This window comes from Aeromonas sp. R10-2, from assembly GCF_040908445.1.
Classification (GTDB): Bacteria; Pseudomonadota; Gammaproteobacteria; order Enterobacterales; family Aeromonadaceae; genus Aeromonas; species Aeromonas veronii.
Window position 1 is genome coordinate 1 of the sequence record NZ_JBFODS010000042.1, and the last position, 19,398, is coordinate 19,398.

General features: G+C 60.1%; 18 protein-coding genes. 7 read left to right on the forward strand and 11 right to left on the reverse strand.

Annotated elements, in window-relative coordinates; genetic code table 11:
* Positions 1-487: 487 nt before the first annotated feature.
* Positions 488-1,027, forward strand: a complete 540-nt coding sequence (locus tag AB5Y97_RS10255; RefSeq protein WP_274161666.1) for a gamma carbonic anhydrase family protein — start codon at positions 488-490, stop codon at positions 1,025-1,027.
* Between the two features lie 88 nt (positions 1,028-1,115).
* On the opposite strand, the gene polA is transcribed toward AB5Y97_RS10255, so the two are convergent.
* Positions 1,116-3,881: a DNA polymerase I gene (gene polA, locus AB5Y97_RS10260; protein WP_368157810.1), complete on the reverse strand. Its 2,766-nt coding sequence runs from the start codon at positions 3,879-3,881 to the stop codon at positions 1,116-1,118.
* 400 nt (positions 3,882-4,281) lie between these two features.
* Between polA and elbB the strand changes: the two genes are divergently transcribed.
* Complete coding sequence (elbB, locus tag AB5Y97_RS10265; RefSeq protein ID WP_368157812.1) at positions 4,282-4,932, forward strand: isoprenoid biosynthesis glyoxalase ElbB; 651 nt, start codon at positions 4,282-4,284, stop codon at positions 4,930-4,932.
* A gap of 72 nt (positions 4,933-5,004) precedes the next feature.
* Here the strand turns inward: elbB and AB5Y97_RS10270 are convergent, their stop codons facing one another.
* The 4 genes from AB5Y97_RS10270 to AB5Y97_RS10285 all read right to left on the reverse strand — a co-directional run bounded on the left by AB5Y97_RS10270 (position 5,005) and on the right by AB5Y97_RS10285 (position 8,461).
* A complete protein-coding gene (locus AB5Y97_RS10270) occupies positions 5,005-5,214 on the reverse strand; it encodes a cell division protein ZapB (RefSeq protein ID WP_005339554.1) in 210 nt (69 codons plus the stop codon).
* Between the two features lie 246 nt (positions 5,215-5,460).
* On the reverse strand, positions 5,461-6,741 hold the full coding sequence (locus AB5Y97_RS10275; RefSeq protein ID WP_368157814.1) for a hypothetical protein: 1,281 nt from the start codon (positions 6,739-6,741) through the stop codon (positions 5,461-5,463).
* A 20-nt stretch (positions 6,742-6,761) separates the two neighbouring features.
* Positions 6,762-7,541 carry a serine O-acetyltransferase gene (gene cysE / locus AB5Y97_RS10280; protein ID WP_144716153.1) on the reverse strand — a complete coding sequence of 260 codons (780 nt, stop codon included), beginning with the start codon at positions 7,539-7,541 and terminating at the stop codon, positions 6,762-6,764.
* Positions 7,542-7,549: 8 nt separating this feature from the next.
* The gene (locus AB5Y97_RS10285; protein ID WP_005339551.1) at positions 7,550-8,461 is read right to left on the reverse strand and encodes a cation diffusion facilitator family transporter; all 912 of its coding nucleotides are present in this window, start codon (positions 8,459-8,461) and stop codon (positions 7,550-7,552) included.
* 85 nt (positions 8,462-8,546) lie between these two features.
* Here AB5Y97_RS10285 and AB5Y97_RS10290 point away from each other — a divergent pair, with 85 nt between their 5' ends.
* The 3 genes from AB5Y97_RS10290 (at position 8,547) to trmL (ending at position 11,133) form a co-directional block, all read left to right on the forward strand.
* On the forward strand, positions 8,547-9,242 hold the full coding sequence (locus AB5Y97_RS10290) for a response regulator (protein ID WP_368157816.1): 696 nt from the start codon (positions 8,547-8,549) through the stop codon (positions 9,240-9,242).
* On the forward strand, positions 9,224-10,594 hold the full coding sequence (locus AB5Y97_RS10295) for an ATP-binding protein (protein ID WP_005357421.1): 1,371 nt from the start codon (positions 9,224-9,226) through the stop codon (positions 10,592-10,594). Before AB5Y97_RS10290 ends, AB5Y97_RS10295 begins: the two co-directional genes overlap by 19 nt.
* A gap of 74 nt (positions 10,595-10,668) precedes the next feature.
* Positions 10,669-11,133 (forward strand): tRNA (uridine(34)/cytosine(34)/5-carboxymethylaminomethyluridine(34)-2'-O)-methyltransferase TrmL, encoded by a 465-nt coding sequence (trmL, locus tag AB5Y97_RS10300; protein ID WP_005339545.1) that lies wholly within the window; start codon positions 10,669-10,671, stop codon positions 11,131-11,133.
* 13 nt (positions 11,134-11,146) lie between these two features.
* Here the strand turns inward: trmL and dinF are convergent, their stop codons facing one another.
* From dinF to lexA, 4 genes are all read right to left on the reverse strand, one after another.
* The gene (gene dinF / locus AB5Y97_RS10305) at positions 11,147-12,508 is read right to left on the reverse strand and encodes an MATE family efflux transporter DinF (protein ID WP_201948249.1); all 1,362 of its coding nucleotides are present in this window, start codon (positions 12,506-12,508) and stop codon (positions 11,147-11,149) included.
* Between the two features lie 2 nt (positions 12,509-12,510).
* The gene (locus AB5Y97_RS10310) at positions 12,511-13,137 is read right to left on the reverse strand and encodes an SCO family protein (protein ID WP_151286371.1); all 627 of its coding nucleotides are present in this window, start codon (positions 13,135-13,137) and stop codon (positions 12,511-12,513) included.
* Between the two features lie 210 nt (positions 13,138-13,347).
* Positions 13,348-13,563, reverse strand: a complete 216-nt coding sequence (locus AB5Y97_RS10315; protein WP_019446524.1) for a hypothetical protein — start codon at positions 13,561-13,563, stop codon at positions 13,348-13,350.
* Between the two features lie 483 nt (positions 13,564-14,046).
* The gene (lexA, locus tag AB5Y97_RS10320) at positions 14,047-14,673 is read right to left on the reverse strand and encodes a transcriptional repressor LexA (RefSeq protein WP_033113613.1); all 627 of its coding nucleotides are present in this window, start codon (positions 14,671-14,673) and stop codon (positions 14,047-14,049) included.
* A gap of 204 nt (positions 14,674-14,877) precedes the next feature.
* Here lexA and plsB point away from each other — a divergent pair, with 204 nt between their 5' ends.
* Positions 14,878-17,301 carry a glycerol-3-phosphate 1-O-acyltransferase PlsB gene (gene plsB / locus AB5Y97_RS10325; protein ID WP_151286370.1) on the forward strand — a complete coding sequence of 808 codons (2,424 nt, stop codon included), beginning with the start codon at positions 14,878-14,880 and terminating at the stop codon, positions 17,299-17,301.
* A 69-nt stretch (positions 17,302-17,370) separates the two neighbouring features.
* Here the strand turns inward: plsB and ubiA are convergent, their stop codons facing one another.
* A complete protein-coding gene (gene ubiA / locus AB5Y97_RS10330) occupies positions 17,371-18,240 on the reverse strand; it encodes a 4-hydroxybenzoate octaprenyltransferase (protein ID WP_071914913.1) in 870 nt (289 codons plus the stop codon).
* Positions 18,237-18,773, reverse strand: coding sequence for a chorismate lyase (locus AB5Y97_RS10335; RefSeq protein ID WP_043851864.1), 537 nt, complete (start codon positions 18,771-18,773; stop codon positions 18,237-18,239). The genes ubiA and AB5Y97_RS10335 overlap by 4 nt, the downstream gene beginning before the upstream one ends.
* A gap of 145 nt (positions 18,774-18,918) precedes the next feature.
* On the opposite strand from AB5Y97_RS10335, the gene AB5Y97_RS10340 reads away from it, so the two are divergent.
* The gene (locus AB5Y97_RS10340) at positions 18,919-19,353 is read left to right on the forward strand and encodes a flagellar basal body-associated protein FliL (protein WP_005339527.1); all 435 of its coding nucleotides are present in this window, start codon (positions 18,919-18,921) and stop codon (positions 19,351-19,353) included.
* Positions 19,354-19,398: the final 45 nt, after the last annotated feature.

A 19,398-nucleotide genomic window follows, 5' to 3' on the forward strand; every position in this document is an offset into this window, starting at 1 on the left:
ATGATCAAACTCTTCAATTTAAGTTTGGTTGCTTCGAAAAGCGGCTCAATGAATTGCTGAAATAAACTGTTCGACTTCTTATTGCTAAGAAATCGTCTTGGTCACTTCACCAGACATTGAAAATCAAAAATTGTTTTTGATGTTCGATGCTGTGAGTGCCCACACAGATTGCTTGATTCAAATTGTTAAAGAGCGATGCAACAGTGTGTTGCTGCGGGAGTGGCATTCTACTCAACCGCCTTCTCGAGTCAAGCCTTATTTGCAAAGGCTTTTCGAGGTTATCGACGAGGTTGTTTGCGTTGCCGCTTGCTCTGTCGATAGAGGCGCATTATAGGGAACAGATTCTTTCTGGCAACCCCTTATCTGCAATAAAATTGCAAAAAAGGGCACTTTTTTAGTTATTCATATCCAACCACAGCTTTTATACAAACTTATCCACAGAAACACCCTTCTGGTTGCTAGAATGGCCGAAAACAAGGAGGCCAAGATGGACTTGCGACTGAGACCCTATAAGGGAACACGCCCGCAACTGGGCAAACGGGTGTATGTAGATCCCTGCGCGACACTGGTGGGCGATATCGAACTGGCCGATGATGCCAGCATCTGGCCCATGGTGGCGGCACGGGGGGATGTGAACCATATCCGCATCGGCGCCCGCAGCAATATTCAGGACGGCACTGTGCTGCACCTGACTCGCAAGAGCGCCAGCAACCCGACCGGCTATCCGCTGCTGATCGGTGAGGATGTCACGGTCGGTCACAAGGCGATGCTGCACGGCTGCACCATCGGCAACCGGGTGCTGGTCGGTATGGGTGCCATTCTGCTTGATGGCGTCGTGGTTGAAGATGATGTGATGATCGGCGCAGGTTCGCTGGTACCACCGGGCAAGCGACTCGAATCGGGCTTTCTATATATAGGTAATCCCGTCAAACAGGCTCGTCCGCTCAAACCCGCCGAGGTCGCCTTCCTCAAAACCTCGGCGGACAACTATGTCCTGCTCAAGGATGAGTATCTGCAAGAGACCTGATAGAGCTGCCAGAAACAGGAAGCCCGGCATGATACCGGGCTTCGCTTCTTATATAGCTATATAGCAGTGCAAAACGGCTGACCGGAGATCAGTGGGCCTGATCCCAGTTGTCGCCGGTGCCCGCCTCCACCACCAGCGGCACATCCAGTTCAGCTGCGGCAGACATCTTCTCCTTGATGATGGCGATGTACTCCTCCAGCTTCTCTTCGCGGATCTCGAACACCAGTTCATCGTGTACCTGCATCAGCATGCGGATCGACTCATCTTCAATCCCGCGGATCCAGCTGTCCACGTTGATCATAGCGCGCTTGATGATATCGGCAGCCGAACCCTGCATGGGCGCGTTGATGGCGGCCCGTTCGGCAGCCTTGCGCAGACCGGCGTTACGCGACTTGATATCCGGCAGATATAAACGACGGCCAAACAGGGTTTCGACATAACCCTGAGCTTCCGCCTGCTGGCGGGTACGCTCCATATACTCCAGCACGCCCGGGTAGCGTTCGAAGTAGAGATCCATGTACTTCTGCGCCTCGGCACGGCCGATACCCAACTGCTTGGCCAGACCAAAGGCACTCATGCCGTAGATGAGGCCAAAGTTGATCGCCTTGGCGCTGCGGCGCATGTCGCTGGTGACCGCATCGAGCGCTACACCGAACACCTCGGCGGCGGTCGCCTTGTGGATGTCCTTGCCCTCGGCGAAGGCAGTCAGCAGACCCTTGTCACCGGAGAGATGCGCCATGATACGCAGCTCGATCTGGGAGTAGTCCGCCGCCACCAGCTTGTAACCGGCGCACGGGATGAAGGCCTGCCGAATGCGGCGCCCCTGTTCGTTGCGTACCGGGATGTTCTGCAGGTTGGGATCGGTGGAGGAGAGCCGACCGGTCGCCGCCACCGCCTGATGATAGGAGGTGTGCACCCGTCCGGTCTGCGGCTTGATCATCAGCGGCAGCTTGTCGGTGTAGGTGGACTTGAGCTTGGCCAACCCACGGTGCTCCATCAGGAGGCGCGGCAGCTCATAGGTCTCAGCCAGCTCGGCCAGCACCTCTTCCGCAGTGGATGGCGCACCCTTGGGGGTCTTTTTGATGATCGGCAGCCCCAGCTTGGTGAAGAGGATCTCCCCCAGTTGCTTGGGCGAGGAGAGATTGAACTCCTGCCCGGCCAGCTCGTGAGCCTGTTTTTCCAGCTCTGCCAGACGCACTTCGATCTCCTGACTCTGCTGATGCAGCAGCTTGGGCTCGATGGTGGTGCCGAGCAACTCCATCCGCGCCAGCACTGGCAGCAGGGGCAGTTCGATCTCGCTGAATACCTTGGCGAGACCCGGCACGGCCTCCAGCTGACCCCACAGGGTCTGGTGCAGACGTAGGGTGATGTCGGCATCTTCCGCCGCATAGGGGGCCGCCTGCTCCAGCTCGATCTGGTTGAAGGTGAGCTGTTTCACCCCTTTGCCCGCGATATCTTCAAACGAGATGGTCTCGACTCCGAGATAACGCTTGGCCAGCGAATCCATATCGTGACGGCTGGCGGTGGAGTTGAGCACATAGGACTCGAGCATAGTGTCGTAGGCAATGCCCTGCAGGTCGATGTCATGGTTAAGCAGCACGTTGCGGTCGTACTTGAGGTTCTGCCCCACCTTGAGACGGGTCGGATCTTCCAGCAGCGGCTTGAGCTTGCCCAACACCACGGCCTCGCTCAGCTGTACCGGTGCCCCCAGATAGTCGTGGCCAAACGGCACATAAGCAGCCTTGCCCGGCTCAACCGCGAAGGAGACGCCAACAATCCGTGCCTCCATATAGTCGAGACTGGTGGTTTCGGTATCGAAGGCAAACAACGGTGCCGCTTTCAGCTGTTCCAGCCAACCGTCAAGCTCGGCTTCGTCCAGAATGCAGCGGTAATCGGTTTCGATGGCGGCAACCGGAGCTGCGCTCTCATCGCCAGCTTCATCCTGTCCGGCGCTCTCGCTGCCCTCTTCACCACCGGACTCCAGCTCCTTGATCAGGTTGCGCAGCTCGTATTCGCGATAGACCGCCAGCAGGGACTCCTTGTCGACCGGCTTGAGCAACAACTCTTCCAGACTCTGTTCCAGCTCGACATCGGTCTTGATGGTCGCCAGTCGATAGGAGAGACGAACCTGCTCCTCCTGCTCGCGGAACTTGTCGGCGAACGCCTTGGAGCCACGGAAGCCGAGCGCAGCTACCTTGTCGAGGTTGGCGGCAATCTCGTCGATACTGCCAATCCCCTGCAGCAAGGCCAGTGCAGTCTTTTCACCGACGCCGGTCATGCCGGGAATGTTGTCGACCTTGTCCCCCATCAGAGCCAGATAGTCGATGATGAGCTCAGGCGGTACGCCAAACTTCTCGATCACCCCTTCCCGATCGGTCTTCACATCTTTCATGGTGTCGATCAGGGTGACATGGTCGGAGACCAGCTGCGCCATATCCTTGTCACCGGTGCTGATCAGTACCGGCAGCTGCTTCTCGGTCGCCTGGCGTGCCAGGGTGCCGATCACGTCGTCGGCTTCAACCCCTTCCACCATCAGGAAGGGGAAGCCCATCGCCTTGATCATCTGGTGGATTGGAGCGACCTGGCTGCGCAGATCGTCCGGCATGCTGGCGCGGGTCGCCTTGTACTCGGGATAGATGTCGTCGCGGAAGGTCTTGCCCTTGGCATCAAACACCACGGCCACATGACAGTCAGGATATTGCTTGCGCAGGCTGCGCATCATGTTGGCCATGACACGGACGGCGCCGCTCGGCAAACCGGTCGATGTGCGCAGATCAGCCTGCTGGGAGGCGAAGAAGGCGCGGTAAAGATAAGAGGAGCCGTCGACCAGAATAAGGGGGTTGCTAGGGGCCATGAAATCGTCCTGCCAGAGATAAACAGCCGCTAGGATGCCACAGGGCCCCCCTCACACCAAGGGGCGCAGCAACAGCACACAGCGCCTGATAAAGGGACTCAATCTGTGGATAACTCTGTGTTCAAAAATGGGGCGCATCAGAGCGCACAGTGATAAAACTGTGCATAAGAATATAAAAACTCATTAAAAACAATGTATTGAGATCGTAAAAACCGATCGCAAGACAGTTGAAATGATCTCGATCAATGTGGAAAAAGATTTAAGGGAGTAGGTACGGCAGGATCCAAAACGAAACAATCCTAGCACAGCAAGATGACTTGACCAGCGGAGGGCGAGCGATAACCATACAAAAGTACAACAATCCATCCTGGCTCACATTTTCAACAACGAGGAGTTTGCCATGAAAAAAGTGGCCGTGATTTTGAGTGGCTGCGGTGTCTTTGACGGGGCCGAAATCCACGAGGCCGTCATCAGCCTGCTGGCGTTGGCCCGTCAGGGATCCGCCGTCCAGTGCTTCGCCCCGAACGTGGCGCAGCTCCATGTCATCAACCACCTGACCGGTGAAGTGAGCGAGGGAGAGAGCCGCAATGTGCTGGTCGAAGCGGCCCGCATCTGTCGTGGCCAGATAAAGGATGTGGCCGAGCTGGATGCGGCCGATTACGACGCGCTGCTGGTGCCCGGCGGCTTTGGCGCGGCCAAAAACCTGTGCGACTTCGCTATCAAAGGAGCCGAGTGCCAGATCCAGCCCGATGTGCTGAAAGCGTGCCAGAGCTTTGCCAACGCCAACAAACCGGCCGCCTATATCTGCATCGCACCCGCCATGATCCCGCTGATCTATGGTGCCGGGACGCTGGCGACCATCGGCCATGACGAGGGTACCGCCAACGCCATCGAGGCGATGGGGGGCAGCCATCTCAACTGCCCGGTCAACGAATTCGTGGTGGATCAGGAGCGCAAGGTGATCTCCACCCCCGCCTACATGCTGGCCAACAACATAGTCGAAGCGGCAAACGGCATCGAGAAGACAGTCAAGCAACTGCTGGCGCTGTAATTCCCATCCCGCCAAAAACAGACGGGCCGCTCATGGAGCGGCCCGTTTTCAATTCTGCCTGAAGGCGATGAATTAGATGGTTTCGCCCATCTGATCCATTTTACCCAGCAGGGCACGCAGACGCTCCTGCCATGCAGTGTGCTCGTTGCGCAGCTGATGGTTCTCGTCTTGCAGCTTGCTGTTCTGCTCTTTCAGCTCGTCCAGCTCCATCTTCAGCAGGGAGATGTTGTCGACGGCGGATTGTACTTTGGATTCGAGTTGCTCAAGGACTTCTAGTGACATATGCATACCTGTTTGTTCAATTGCGATGCCCCACAGAGGGCGATTCAAGCGCGTGAAGCCAGCATACCCCGAGCGCATCGGCACAAACAAGCCAGTGCGCTGTAAAATGCGCCTTCCATAGATGTATTGTCTAAATATGCGTCTATTTTTCTCGCATCCTGCGCCCGAGCCGCGACAACACACTGAACCGTGCGTAAAAGACCCCGCCGCCCGCGCATCATTTGCACCCTCTCGACGGAATCGCCGTTATCCATGCAAGGCGATATAAGCCCCCAGCAACAGACAGGCGACCACATACATCAGCAGGCCGTAGAGCAGGTTCCAGCGCAGGATCAGCCCGGCACTGAGGTTGTAGCGGGAGGCCAGCGCCAGATTGGATCCGGAGAGCGGACTGGTGCCAGTAGCAAGCCCCCATCCCAGCAGGAAACACATGCCGAGCAGGCTGGGATCCGGCGCCAGCGGCCAGAGCAGTGGCGCCAGCCCGGAGATACTGATGAGCGGATGCACCCCGACGATGGCTACCAGTAGTATCAGCAGCAGAGTGAGGGATGCTTCGAGCCAGCCAAAGTGATTGAACAGCGGCAGGCCGTGACCGGCACCGAGATCGATGACCGACAGCGCACTGTTGATACCTGCCGCCAGCAAACCGGCCCCCAGAAACAGCACCAGCTGACCGCCGATGGCGGGAAAGCGTTCCACCACCTGCCGTTTGAGGGCCGCCTTGCGCCCGGCCCTCGGCATAAAGAGCAGCGCCAGCAGCGGGGCCACCAGCGCGATCACCGCCAGAATGCCGAGCTGGGGCCAGATCTGCTTGATGAGCAGTACCAGCAGCGCCAGCGTGACCGGCAACCCTAGGGTCTGCAGCCGCAGCGGATAACCGGCAAAGTCGGCTACCCCGATCCGCTCCACCTGCCAGGCAGTCAACCCCATCGCCAGCAAGGCGGCGAGGATCCCGAACGGCAGAATATGGGAGAGCTGCAAGCCCGGCGCATAGGTGAGCGCCACCGCCATGGCGACAAAGAAGGGTGACCAGAAGGCGGCGGCACAGAAGATCCGGCTCAGCACCATCACCTGACGCCGCTCCAGGGTACCATTGCGCTCCAGCCGATCGCCGATGATAAAGAGTACCGAGAGGTTGATGACCGCCCCCAGCAGATTGAGGCTGGCCATGGTGCTCCACAGCCCCTTTCGCCCGGTCCAGGAGGTGGTGCCGGTCAAGAGACCCGAGGTGGCGAGGTTGAGGGTGCTCACCGCGGCAAACATGGTGAGCATATTGATGTTGGGCAGCAGCCAGTCACCGGCGGTGAGGGTCGCTCCCCGCCACCAGGAGAAGAAGAGCAGCAACAGCGCCGCGCCATACAAGGCCAGCGCCTGCCGCTTGGCGGCCCCCACCAGCCAGGGCCAGGTGAGCAGTGACGCCCCCCAGGCCGCAATGGCCGCAGGCCAGGGGGAGAGTCCCAGATAGAGATGAAGCAGGTTGAGCAGCCACATCCCCAAAATCAGATAACCCGACCAACGTTTGGCCATCGACTACTCCGGCCGGGAGATCAGAGACACTGATCCATATCCAGTGAAGGCTTGTCGCACTCCGGACGGCCGACGATCTTGGCGGGTACGCCAGCGACCGTGGTATGAGGCGGCACCGGGTTGATCACCACGCTGCCCGCACCGATTTTGGCACCCACGCCCACTTCGATATTGCCGAGCACCTTGGCGCCCGCCCCTATCATCACCCCTTCGCGGATCTTGGGATGGCGATCGCCGCTCTCCTTGCCGGTACCGCCGAGGGTCACGCTCTGCAGGATGGAGACATCATCTTCAATTACCGCCGTCTCGCCGACCACTATGCCGGTAGCGTGGTCAAACATGATCCCCTTGCCGATACGGGCGGCCGGGTGCACATCCACCCCGAACACCACCGAGATCTGGTTTTGCAGATAGAGGGCCAGCGAGCGGCGCCCTTGGCGCCACAGCCAGTTGGCGACCCGATAGCCCTGCAGGGCATGGAACCCCTTGAGATAGAGCAGCGGAGTGGAGAAGAGGTCGACCGCCGGATCGCGCTCCTGCACGGCGCAGATGTCGGCCGCCACTACCGCCAGCAGCTCGGGCTCGCTGCGCAGGGCCAGCTCGATCACCTCGCGCAGGGCGATGGCGGGCATGGTGGCGCTGTCGAGTTTGTTGGCCAGCTGGAAGCTGAGGGCCGAACGCAGATTCTTGTGATTTAGAATGGTGGAGTGGAAGAAGCTGGCCAGCATCGGCTCCTGGGCCGCCATGCACTCCGCTTCTTGCTGAATTTTGTGCCAGGTTTTGGCAACCAGTTCATCCATGTTGCAGCCTACTGTTGTTCTGGGTGAGGGCTCTGTTGTTCTTTTGTCAGCACCGAGATGGGGTCCATATGGATGATGACATCCATCCGCTCGAATGCCTGGCGGACCGCCAGTTCGGCTTCATCGGCGATCTGATGGGCCTTGACCAGGGGGATCTGATCATCCAGTTCCAGATGCAACTGTACGAATCGGGTCGGCCCGGATTGACGGGTGCGCAGGTCATGTACGCCGTGTACACCTTCTACGGCACAGCAGAGCGCCATTATTCTCGCTTGTTCTTCCGCTGGCAACTGACGATCGAGCAGGGCCTGCACCGACTCGTAGCCGATGTGTCCCGCCCCCCACAACAGGAATAGCCCGATCAGGATGGCAAACAGGCCGTCGGCCCAGTACCACCCCTGCCCCGCCAGCACCAGCGCCAGCAAGACACCGGCATTGAGCAGCAGATCGGAACGGTAGTGCAGCATGTCGGCCTTGATGGCCACACTGTTGGTCTTGCGAATAACGAAACTCTGGAAGCTGACCAGCAGCAGGGTCAGCACGATGGATCCGCCGCTGACCCAGAGACCCGCTTCCAGCCGCAGGATAGGCGCCTGATTGAGCAGGGATGAAATTCCGTGCATCACCAGCAGCAGGGCGGAGCCGGAGATAAAGGCCGACTGGATGAGGCCCGCCAGCGACTCCGCCTTGCCGTGACCGAAACGGTGTTCGTCATCGGCTGGGGCCAGCGCATAGCGAATGGCCAGCAGGTTGATGATGGAGGCACTCACATCCATGAAGGAGTCGGTCAGCGACGCCAGCAGGGTCGACGAATCGGTCATCAGCCAGGCGATCAGTTTGCCGATGATCAGCAAGGTAGCGGTGGTGACCGCCGCTATGCTGGCAAAGGTCACCCAACGAGAATATTGTTGATGGCTCAAAACCGGCTTTCCTCTGGCGATGAAAAACTTATTATACCCTGACCCCGGCGTCAGTTTGGCGCGAAAATCTGCGGAATAACACCAGATGAACAGAATACTCCTGGTCGACGACGATCTTGAATTGACCCAACTGCTCACCGAAATTCTGACCCTGGAGGGATTTCAGGTCACGGTCGCCGAGGATGGTGAAGAGGGGCTGCAACGGCTGGCGGAGCAGAGCTTCAATCTGGTGCTGCTCGATGTGATGATGCCCAAGCTCAACGGCTTCGCCATGCTGGCCAAGCTGCGCAAGACCCATGAAACACCGGTACTGATGCTGACCGCCCGTGGCGACAGCCAGGATCGGGTCAACGGTCTTGAGGCGGGGGCCGACGACTATCTGGCCAAACCGTTCGATGATCGGGAGCTGCTGGCCCGGGTACGCGCCATCCTGCGCCGTACCCAGAGCGCCCCGCCCCAGCGTGGCAACTCCTCCGACGAAGTCAGCTTTATGGACATAGTGCTGCAACCCGGCCTGCAGCAGGCACGCTGCGGTGAGCAGCTGCTGGAGCTGACCGCCACCGAGTTCGGCCTGCTGGAGTGCCTGCTGCGCAATCCCGGCCAGATCGTCAGCAAGAGTCACCTCTCCGAGCAGGTGCTCGGCAAGAAGCTGGAACCCTTCGATCGGGCCATCGACATGCACCTGAGCAACCTGCGCAAGAAGCTGCCGGACCGCACCGATGGCCAGCCACGCTTCAAAACCGTACGGGGGCGCGGGTACCTGTGGCTAGAGCAAGAATAGAGCGCATCAACTCCCTCAACGGGATCTCGACCCACATCTTCCTCTGGTTCTGGTTCATGCTGCTGGTGATGCTGGCCGCCGTGATCAGCCTGCCGACCCTGGATCCCCGTAACCAGATCCCGCTGCCGACCCACGAAGTCGCGCGGATGCAGAACAACGTGCAGGCCCTGCTCAACGCCGCCGAGCCGGATCAGGATTTCGATCTGGCCAAGGCGATGGACAAGATCGCCATGCTGCCGGTGGACAACGTCTACCTGCGCGACGAGAAGGGGCAGATCCAGTCCACCACCCATCCGCGCAAGTTCGTGGTGCGCTTTATGGTGGATGCAGATGACCCGGCCAATCCCATGCTGGGCAACGAGGATCGCAAGGCGATCGCCGGCCCCTTCCTGATGGAGCACCACGGTCATCGCTATCACGTCTATTTCGGCCTCAATGCCGAGAACCCCTATCTGTTCCTGTTCATTCAGGTGCTGGATCACCCGATCCGCATTCTGGGCATCTCGATGCTGGTCAGCACCCCGCTCTGCCTGCTGCTCGCCTGGCGGCTGACCCGCCCCATCCTGCAGTTGCAAAAATCGGTCTCCCAACTGGCGGCTGGCAATCTGGAGGTACAGATCCCCAACCTGGGACGGGGCGACGAGATTGGCCAGCTGGCGGATAACGTCAGCCGCATGGTGGAGACGCTCAAGAGCATGATCCAGAAGCAGAAACAGCTGCTTTCCGATATCTCCCACGAACTGCGCAGCCCCCTCACCCGGATGCAACTGGCGCAGGCGCTGATCCGCCGCAAACAGGGTGACAGCGCCGAGCTGGCGCGGATCGAATCGGAGATCGGACGGCTGGACAAGCTGATCGGCGATCTGCTGGATCTGTCGCGAGTACAGCAGCATGTTGAGGCCCCCATCGTGCAGCCGCTGGCCGACCTGCTGGAGCCCATCCTCGAAGATGCCATGTTCGAGGCAAACCAGAGCGGCAAGCAGCTCAGACTGCCGCCACTGCCCGCAGAGTCGATCCAGATGTGGCCCGAGCTGTTGGCCCGGGCGGTGGAGAACCCCCTGCGCAACGCCCTCAAATATGCCCGCGAGTTCATCAAGGTGGACTGGTATCGGGAGGGACTGGAGTGGGTGATGACCATTCGGGATGACGGCCCCGGGGTGCCAGACGAGCAGCAGGCGCTGCTGTTCCAGCCCTTCTTCCGGGTCGATGACGCCCGTAACGCCAAAACTGGCGGCACCGGGCTGGGGCTGGCCATCGCCTCGGAGGCGATCCAGCGCCACGGCGGTACCATTGCGGCCAGCAACAATCACCCGACCGGGCTGACCATCACCATCCGCTTGCCCATCGCCTGATCCTTTTCATCCGGACGGGCGCTGGGTATGCTGGCGCCCCTTCTTGGCTTTACATCTCTTTGCAGGAGCTCGTCATGCTCGATATCGTCCTCTACCAGCCGGAAATTCCGCCCAACACCGGCAATATCATCCGGCTCTGCGCCAATACCGGTTACCGGCTCCATCTAATCGAGCCGCTGGGATTTGAGTGGGATGACAAGCGGGTAAAGCGGGCGGGACTCGACTATCACGAATTTGCCGAGGTGAAGCGCTGGCCGAGCTATGAGGCTTTTCTGGCTGCCGTGGCACCCAAGCGGGTGTTTGCCTGCACCACCAAGGGGCGCACCGCGCACTCGGCAGCACAATATGCCCTTGGCGACGCCCTGCTGTTTGGCCCGGAGAGTCGCGGCCTGCCCATCGAGATCATCGAGAGCCTGCCATTCGAGCAACGGCTGCGCATCCCTATGGTGCCCCAGAGCCGCAGCATGAACCTATCCAACGCGGTGTCTGTCTTTGTCTACGAGAGCTGGCGCCAGCTCGGCTACGACGGTGCCATGTAAGTGCCACCGATGATCAGTGGCGGGCGTCGAGCAGATGCCCGCTGCGCTCCAGCCGCCAGCAAGTGACCCCCAGCGACAGACCGCGCCCCACCATCAGCGCCGCCATCGCCGCCCATAGCGCGGCCACGCCCCACGACTGACAGAGCCACCAGATCGGGAAGAAGCCGCCAAACGCGGCCAGCAACATGCTGTTGCGCATCTCCCGCGCCCGGGTCGCCCCGATAAATACGCCATCCAGCAGGAAGCACCAGACCGCCAGCAAGGGCATGGCGATCAGCCAGGGAAGCTGACGATTTGCCTCCGCCACCACAACCGGAATGTCGGTGATATAGCCGATAAGGTGGGCACCAAAGAGGGCAAACACCAGGGTAAAACCACTGGCGATGAGGGCGGCCCAGCCCAGATTGAGCACAATGGCCTCCCGCAGTTTCTGCCGATCCTGCTGACCGATGGCTCGTCCTACCATGGCCTCCACCGCATAGGCAAAACCATCGAGCCCGTAGGAGATGAGCATCAGGAAGTTGAGCAACACCGCATTGGCGGCCACCGCCACATCCCCCAGTCGTGCCCCTTGCAGAGTCATGAAGGCGAAACAGAGCTGCAAACAGAGGGAGCGCAGGAAGATATCGCGGTTGAGGCCGAGCAACCGCACCATGGGCGCAAGCTGCCGCCAGCGCTGCCAACCATCCTGCCACACCGTCGGTGCCAGTTGCCGCAGTTGACGGCGTACCAGCCAGATGCCGACTGCCAGCGCGCAGTAGTCCGCCATGACCGAGGCCGCCGCCACACCCCGTACCTGCCAGCCGAGCCCCAGCACAAACAGGGCATCGAGCGCCATGTTGACCAGATTGGTGAGGATCAACATCACCATGGGGCTGCGGGCATCCTGCATCCCCAACAGCCAGCCCATGACCACCAGATTGCAGAGCGCCGCCGGGGCGCTCCAGATCCGCACCGCCACATATTGGCCCGCATAAAGCTGCACCTCGGGCGAGCCGCCACTCAGGGCGATCAGTCGTGGCAACAGGGGGAAGAGCAACAACAGCAGCGCCAGGCCAAGAACAATAGCCAGCCCCAGTGCCCGCAGCAGGGTATCAAGCTGGGCACGACCGTCGGCGGCGCCGTGCGCCTGCGCCGTCAGGCCGGTGGTCGACATCCGCAAGAAGCCGAGCAGCCAGAAAATGAGGTTGATCAGGGTTGCACCGACCGAGACGCCCCCCAGAAACCAGGCCTGACCGAGATGACCGATCACCCAGGTGTCCACCAGCCCCAGCAAGGGGGTGGTGATATTGGAGAAAACCATGGGCAGGGCGAGCGCAAAGACAGCGCGGTGGCGAGAGGGATCTCGCCACCAGGGGGCAACAGCTGGGGTCACGCTCAGTGACCTGCCAACTTCAGGATGCGGGCGAAGTCAGAGAGCATGGTGGCCATCTGCACCCGGGGCACCTGACCCGGCGCCACCTGCGGGCGGAATACCGCCTGCAGCTTGCCCTTGGGATTGATGAGCACGATGGAGGCGGAGTGATCGATCAGGTAATCCTTCTCCCCCTGATTGGCGATGGAGTAGATCAGCCCCAGATTGCGCACGAACGGGAACAGCTTGTCGTGGGGGGCAGTGGCCGCCTTGAACTCGGGATTGAAGAAGGCGGTATAGGTCTTGAGACGTGGAATATCATCACGCTGGGGATCCGCCGAGATAAACACCACCTGACTGTCGGGCGCAATCTTCTTCAGTTGGTCATAGACGGAACGCATATCTGCCAGGGTGGTGGGGCAAATATCGGGGCAGAAGGTGTAACCGACAAACAGGAAGGTCCAGTGCCCCTTAAGGTTGGCAGGAGTGAACGGCTGGTTGTCCGCATCGGTAAAGGCGAAATCATTGATGTCCCGCCCCGCCGGATAATAATCGGCCTGTTCCGGCTGCTCTGGCTGCGTGGCGTAGAACACCAGGATCAGGCAGGCTGTCAGCAGCAGAAAGAGCAGGGGATAGCGGAGCTTCATCATAACAAGAGACCCTTTCAGTTCGAGGCAGATGGCCAGCAGTGACCGGACAAGAGGGGGGCATTGTACCCCAGCGAGCCGCCAAGGTGGTTCAACCTTGTGCAACGCCCTGTCAGGAGTCGACCATTTGGCATAATTAATCGCCAATCTCAGCCATAAAAAAACCGGCCCCCTCGGGTGCCGGTTATGGGTGGATTTTTTTGTCTCTTCTGCTCAGGGGCGAGCGTTACGCCCCTGCTGCAACATCTTGCCGATGGCCCGCACGCCGATGGGAATCACGGGGGCCAGCCAGCCCTCTTCCCCCTGGCGATCGCCGTGACCCCGTTTGAACAGCAATACCAGACGCACCACCTTCTCTTTCGGACATCCCAGCCAGAGCGTCCAGTGCGAACCACGATGGTGCAGCCAGAGACCGTAAAACCAGGTCATCCGGCTACCTTTGACAAAACGGGTGATTGACGATTCCGCTGGCGCAGCCCCAGCCTCTGAATCCCATGGCGATCTTGATGCCATACCAGTCCTCCTTGACCGACAGGTCATGTTGCTTCGTCGGCCTGAACTGGGAACAGGCCCGTCACGACTATCTGCAACCATTACGAGTGGTCCCCTTTGCCTGACAAGGCTCGGGATCTCCCCACTCCCCCTTCATATCCCGTGAAGGTGTACTGCCCGATTCTCGTTGTTACCGGCCCTCCCGTCCTGCGCATTGCGATGGTCAGAGGGAGGCGCCAAGCCCTGTCTCGGCGACAGGGCACTGATCTGAGCATATATCTGAAATGGATGATTGGTAGCCGGTCGCGCAGGACAAAAATGCCGCCACCGATGATCTGTTTGATATGACAAGGAAAGTGCGCCAGAAACAGCACGGCCTCCCGAAGGAGGCCGTGTGGCAAACGCAGTTGGCGGGGATGATTACATCCAGTCGGCGTTGCGGATCACGCCGACGGCCAAACCCTCGATAGTAAGGTGCTGGCTGGAGAGATCCACCTCGATGGGGGAGAGCTCTTCGTTTTCCGGCAGTAGCCACACCTGGCTGCCCTTGCGCTGGAAGCGCTTTACGGTGACATCCTCATCGAGGCGAGCCACCACCACCTGACCGTTGCGCACCTCCTGAGTCTTGTGCACCGCCAGCAGGTCGCCATCCAGGATGCCGATGTTCTTCATGCTCATCCCCTGCACCCGTAGCAGAAAATCTGCCCGCGGATGGAACAGGGCGGGATCCACCTGGTAGTGGCTCTCGATATGCTCCTGCGCCAGGATAGGTTCACCGGCAGCCACCTTGCCAATCAGGGGCAGGCCGCTCTCTTCCAGCACCTCTTCCTCCTCTTCAAGCAGCAGGCGGATGCCGCGGGACGTGCCCGGCATGATCTCGATGACCCCTTTTTTGGCCAGGGCCTTCAGATGTTCTTCGGCCGCATTGGCCGACTTGAAACCAAGCTTCTGGGCAATCTCGGCGCGAGTCGGCGGCATGCCGGTTTCGCTCATATTCGCCTTGATCAACTCCAGCACTTCGGCCTGGCGGGGAGTAAGGGGTTTCATAGAATGGGTACCTGTCTTTTTATACAGCACACTGGCAGTATATACAGTGCAGTGACCAAGGCAAGGCAGAGCTGACATTTGTCGCGACAAACCGCTCATTTATCGCTGTTTTGATCCTGCGCAGCTGACTCATCGTACCTCTCGGCGACAAGGGGCCGCCGATTTGCTATGCTCACGCCGCATTTTTTTGGAGAGCAGACGCACATGTCCCTAGGACAGAAGATTTCCAGAGCCATCTTGCAATGGCCGGTCAGCGGCTTGGTCAATCACAAGAGCCTGCCGGAAAATCCCATCACAGAACTCAATCTGGATCCGGCCAGACCCATCGTCTACGCCCTGAAGACCAGTTCGATCACTGACCTGATGACCCTGCAGCAGTGCTGTGAGGATCTCGGTCTGCCCGGCCCCTTCACCCCGCTGGAGCTTAACGGCCAGCTGCTGCCGCGCTATGTCTGTCTGGATCGTCCGCCTCCCCTGTTTGGCAAACGCAGCAAACCGCTCCCCTTCCTGCAGGAGTTCCACCAGCTGCTGGATCTGCACAAGCAGGATCCCGAGCTGGATATCCAGGTGGTGCCCGTCACCCTGTTCTGGGGCCGCGCCCCGGGTCGGGAAGGCGAAGAGGCATCCGGCCTCAACATCATCAGCAGTCTGGCGCCGAACCGGCTGAAGAAAGCGCTCATCGTGATCCTCAAAGGTCGCGAGAATCTGGTGCGCTTCTCGCCGCCGCTCTCCCTGCGCTACATGGCGGACAAACATGGCACCGACGAAGGGATCGCCCACAAACTGGCGCGGGTGGCTCGTACCCATTTCAGCCGCCAGCAGCTGGCCGCCACCGGCCCGAAACTGCCGAACCGCCACCTGCTGTTCAAACAGCTGCTCGACTCCGAAGTGATCCAGCAGGCGATTGAAGAGGAGGCCCAGCGCGAAGGGATCAGCCTCGAGAAAGCCAAGAAGCGGGCTCACGGCTATATGGACGAGATCGCCTCCGACTTCTCCTACCGGCTGATCCGCCTTGGCGAGAGTTTCCTCGGCTGGCTGTGGAACAAGCTCTACCGCGGGCTCTCCGTCAACGGCGCCGAGAAGGTACGCCAGCTGGCACAGGAGGGGCACGAGATCGTCTACGTTCCCTGCCACCGCAGCCACATGGACTACCTGCTGCTCTCCTACGTCATCTATCACCAGGGGATGGTACCGCCCCATATCGCGGCGGGCATCAACCTCAACTTCTGGCCGGCTGGCCCGATTTTCCGCCACGGCGGCGCCTTCTTCATCCGCCGCACCTTCAAGGGCAACCCGCTCTACAGCACGGTATTTCGTGAATACCTCAACCTGCTGTTCGCCAAGGGTTACTCGGTGGAGTTCTTCACCGAGGGTGGCCGCTCCCGTACCGGTCGCCTGCTGCCACCCAAGACCGGCATGCTGGCGATGACCCTGCAGGCGATGATGCGCGGGCTGGACAGACCGGTCACTCTGGTGCCCGTCTATCTGGGTTACGAGCACGTGATGGAGGTGAACACCTACCACAACGAGCTCAAGGGCAGCCGCAAGGAGAAAGAGAGCTTCCTGCAAGTGCTCGGCATCCTGCGCAAGCTGCGCAACTACGGCCGCGGTTTCGTCAACTTCGGCGAACCGCTGACCCTCAACAGCTACCTGAGCGAGCATATTCCCGACTGGAAACAGCACATCGGGGAAGAGGAGCGTCCGGAGTGGATGGCGGGCACCGTCAACGAGCTGGCCGAGCTGCTGATGACTCGCATCAACGGCGCTGCCGCGGTCAATGGCCTGACCCTGAGCGCGCTGGCACTGCTGGCCGCCGAGCGTCACGCCCTGACCCGCGACGAACTGCAGGCCCAGCTCAACACCTATCTGGATCTGCTCAAGCAGGTGCCCTACAGCCCGCACAGCACCATGCCGGCCGAAGATGCCGCCACCCTGCTGGATCAGGCGATGGAGCTCAACAAGTTCGAGGTGAGCGAGGACAAGCTGGGCCAGATCATCAGTCTGGATCGCTATCAGGCGATCCTGCTGACCTACTACCGCAACAACATCCTCCACCTGTTCGCCATGCCCTCGCTGGTTGCGGCCCTGATCGAGCGCTGCGAAGGGATCTCCCACAGCGAGCTGCTGGCCCGTTGCATCGACATCTATCCGCTGCTCAAGACCGAGCTGTTCCTGCGCTACGAAGAGGATGAGCTGCCGGAGCTGGTCGATGCCCTGCTGGCAGAGCTGCAACGTCAGCAGCTGATCGAAGCGCGCGATGGCGGCTACTGGGTCAACCCGGCCAACCAGATGCGCCTGCTGCTGCTGGCGGAGAGCATTCAGGAGACCCTGCAGCGCTACGCCATCGTGCTGACCCGGGTGCTGGCCCAGCCCCATATCGAGGCGGAGCAGCTGGAAGCGGACGGCCTGATGATGGCAGAGCGCCTCGGCACTTTGCACGGCATCAACGCCCCCGAGTTCTTCGACCAGAAGCTGTTCAGCACCCTGATCCACACCCTGCGCAAGGAGGGTTACTTCTCCTCCGACTGCAAGCCGGATCTCGGCCGCTTCCTGGCTCTGGCCGATAACATAGTGCCGCTGCTGAGCAACAAGATCCGCCGTACCATTCAGGCGGGCAACCAGCTCTGATCTGCAACGCAAACAAAGAAGGCCGCATCATGCGGCCTTCTTTTTTATCTGAGTTTGCGCGGGAACAGGTCACGCCAGCAGGTAATCGAGCACCACGCCGATGAAGATCAGCGCCCCAACATAGTTGTTGTTGAGAAACGCCTTGAAGCAGGCTTCGCGTTCGCGCTCGCGGATCAGCCGCTGCTGGTAGACGAAGAGCACGCCAGCCCCCAGCAATCCCCAGTAATACCAGCCCCCCAGCGCCATCAGCTGGCCAACCACCAGCATGATCAGCAGGGTGCCCAGTTGCAACGCCCCGATGATCCGCTTGTCGTTGCGGCCAAACAGGATGGCGCTCGATTTGAGGCCGAGCTTGAGGTCATCGTCCCTATCCACCATGGCGTACTGGGTGTCATAGGCGATGGTCCAGAGCAGGTTGGCCAGGAAGAGCAGCCAGGCAACGAGGGGCAGAGCATTGGCCTGCGCCGCATAAGCCATGGGGATCGACCAGGAGAAGGCCAGCCCGAGCACAAACTGCGGGTTGGAGATGAGCCGCTTCATGAAGGGGTAGCAGACCGCCAGCAACAGAGCGATAAACGACAGGCTGATGGTGAGCGGGTTCATGGTCAGTACCAGGGCAAACGAGATGAGCGCCAGCACAAAGAAGAGCGCCAGCGCCTCGCGCGGATCGACCCTGCCGGTCGGCAGCGGACGCCCGGAGGTGCGTTTGACATGGCCATCGAAGTCGCGATCCGCATAGTCGTTGATGACGCAACCAGCCGAGCGCATCAGAAAAACGCCCACGGCAAAGACGATGAGGTTCCAGAGATTGGGGACACCCCCTGCCGCCAGCCAGAGCGCCCAGAGGGTGGGCCACAGCAGCAGCAGGGTACCGATGGGTTTGTCGATGCGAGCCAACTGCATATAGGCCAGCCCTCGCTCCTTGGTCAACAGATTCACTCCAGCTCCTTGTTACAAACGAGAGAAGGCAGAAACAGCTCGTGCACCAGCAGTGGCCACGGCCCCAGAAACAGGCGGGAGCGGCGCCCCCAGACCACGGCTGCCGGACAGCGGGGATTGGCGGCGATCTCGAAGCGCGCCACTTGCAGATGATCGCGCCGCGCCGGCTCGTGGCCGAATATCCGTTCGCCGAGCGGCTGCTCGCCAAGATCGGCCAGCCCGCTTCCCTCCAGCGCCACATCGGCAAACAGGGTCCAGCCCAGAACCGCCGGCCCCCGATCGCCGTGCAGGATCACCTCGCGGCAGATCCCGGCCGGGGTGGGCGCATCCACCAGCCACTGCTCATCGGCAGTGAGAGAGACCTGATGATTGCCAAGCCACTCGACCGAGAAGTGGCTGTTGTGCTGACGCAGCCGCCGGGTCATGGAGCCCGGCTCCAGCAACCAGGGGCGCAGCGAGGCCGGTAATTCACAACTTTCCGGAGCCAGCCAGCTACCCGAGAGCGTGAGGGGAACAGTCAACTCGGACTTCACAGCTTCACCATCCAGAGATTTCCGTGTTCAGGTTAAAATCCGGTTTATTATCCGTAAATCAATCGCGAAATGTAAGAACATCCGTGCTTGACGGCCCCGATGGCAGCATCAAAAATGGGGTATCTCTTGCTGATGAGCCATCTATATGAAGATCTTCAAAATTCTGCTGGTGTTGTTACTGAGCTGTGGCGCCCTGCAGCAGCAAGCTCTTGCTGAAGATGAGCCGCCCGCTGAGGGCGCAGAGGGGGCTGCCAAGCCTGGTTTCTCCTACCACGCGCTCGATCCCGACATCATCACCAACTACCTGAGTGATAGCAAAACCCTCGGTTATATCCGGGTCACGGTAGAGCTGATGGCGGAAAACGAAGCCGACCTCAAGTTGCTGGAGCAGCATGACCCGCTGATCCGCGATGCCATCATCCGTCTGATTGGCAGCAAAAATGCCGATCAAGTGAAGTCCCTGACCAACCGAGAAGAGCTGCGCAAGGAGTGCGAGACAACCGTCAACGAACTGCTGGTGAAAGAGACCGGCAAGAAAGCGGTGCGCGAGCTCATCTTCACCAAGTTCCTCTACCAGTAATCCCTCCCGAAACAATCGCTTATTGGCATATCGGCCAATAAGCGA

Coding starts and splice junctions, on each gene's coding strand:
- AB5Y97_RS10275 (WP_368157814.1), bottom strand. CDS start 6,741: ATGGCCAAACGTTGGTCGGGTTATCTGATTTTGGGGATGTGGCTGCTC.
- lexA (WP_033113613.1), bottom strand. CDS start 14,673: ATGAAACCCCTTACTCCCCGCCAGGCCGAAGTGCTGGAGTTGATCAAG.
- polA (WP_368157810.1), bottom strand. CDS start 3,881: ATGGCCCCTAGCAACCCCCTTATTCTGGTCGACGGCTCCTCTTATCTT.
- AB5Y97_RS10290 (WP_368157816.1), top strand. CDS start 8,547: ATGAACAGAATACTCCTGGTCGACGACGATCTTGAATTGACCCAACTG.
- cysE (WP_144716153.1), bottom strand. CDS start 7,541: ATGGATGAACTGGTTGCCAAAACCTGGCACAAAATTCAGCAAGAAGCG.
- AB5Y97_RS10315 (WP_019446524.1), bottom strand. CDS start 13,563: ATGACCTGGTTTTACGGTCTCTGGCTGCACCATCGTGGTTCGCACTGG.
- AB5Y97_RS10340 (WP_005339527.1), top strand. CDS start 18,919: ATGAAGATCTTCAAAATTCTGCTGGTGTTGTTACTGAGCTGTGGCGCC.
- AB5Y97_RS10270 (WP_005339554.1), bottom strand. CDS start 5,214: ATGTCACTAGAAGTCCTTGAGCAACTCGAATCCAAAGTACAATCCGCC.
- AB5Y97_RS10255 (WP_274161666.1), top strand. CDS start 488: ATGGACTTGCGACTGAGACCCTATAAGGGAACACGCCCGCAACTGGGC.
- elbB (WP_368157812.1), top strand. CDS start 4,282: ATGAAAAAAGTGGCCGTGATTTTGAGTGGCTGCGGTGTCTTTGACGGG.
- trmL (WP_005339545.1), top strand. CDS start 10,669: ATGCTCGATATCGTCCTCTACCAGCCGGAAATTCCGCCCAACACCGGC.
- plsB (WP_151286370.1), top strand. CDS start 14,878: ATGTCCCTAGGACAGAAGATTTCCAGAGCCATCTTGCAATGGCCGGTC.
- AB5Y97_RS10310 (WP_151286371.1), bottom strand. CDS start 13,137: ATGATGAAGCTCCGCTATCCCCTGCTCTTTCTGCTGCTGACAGCCTGC.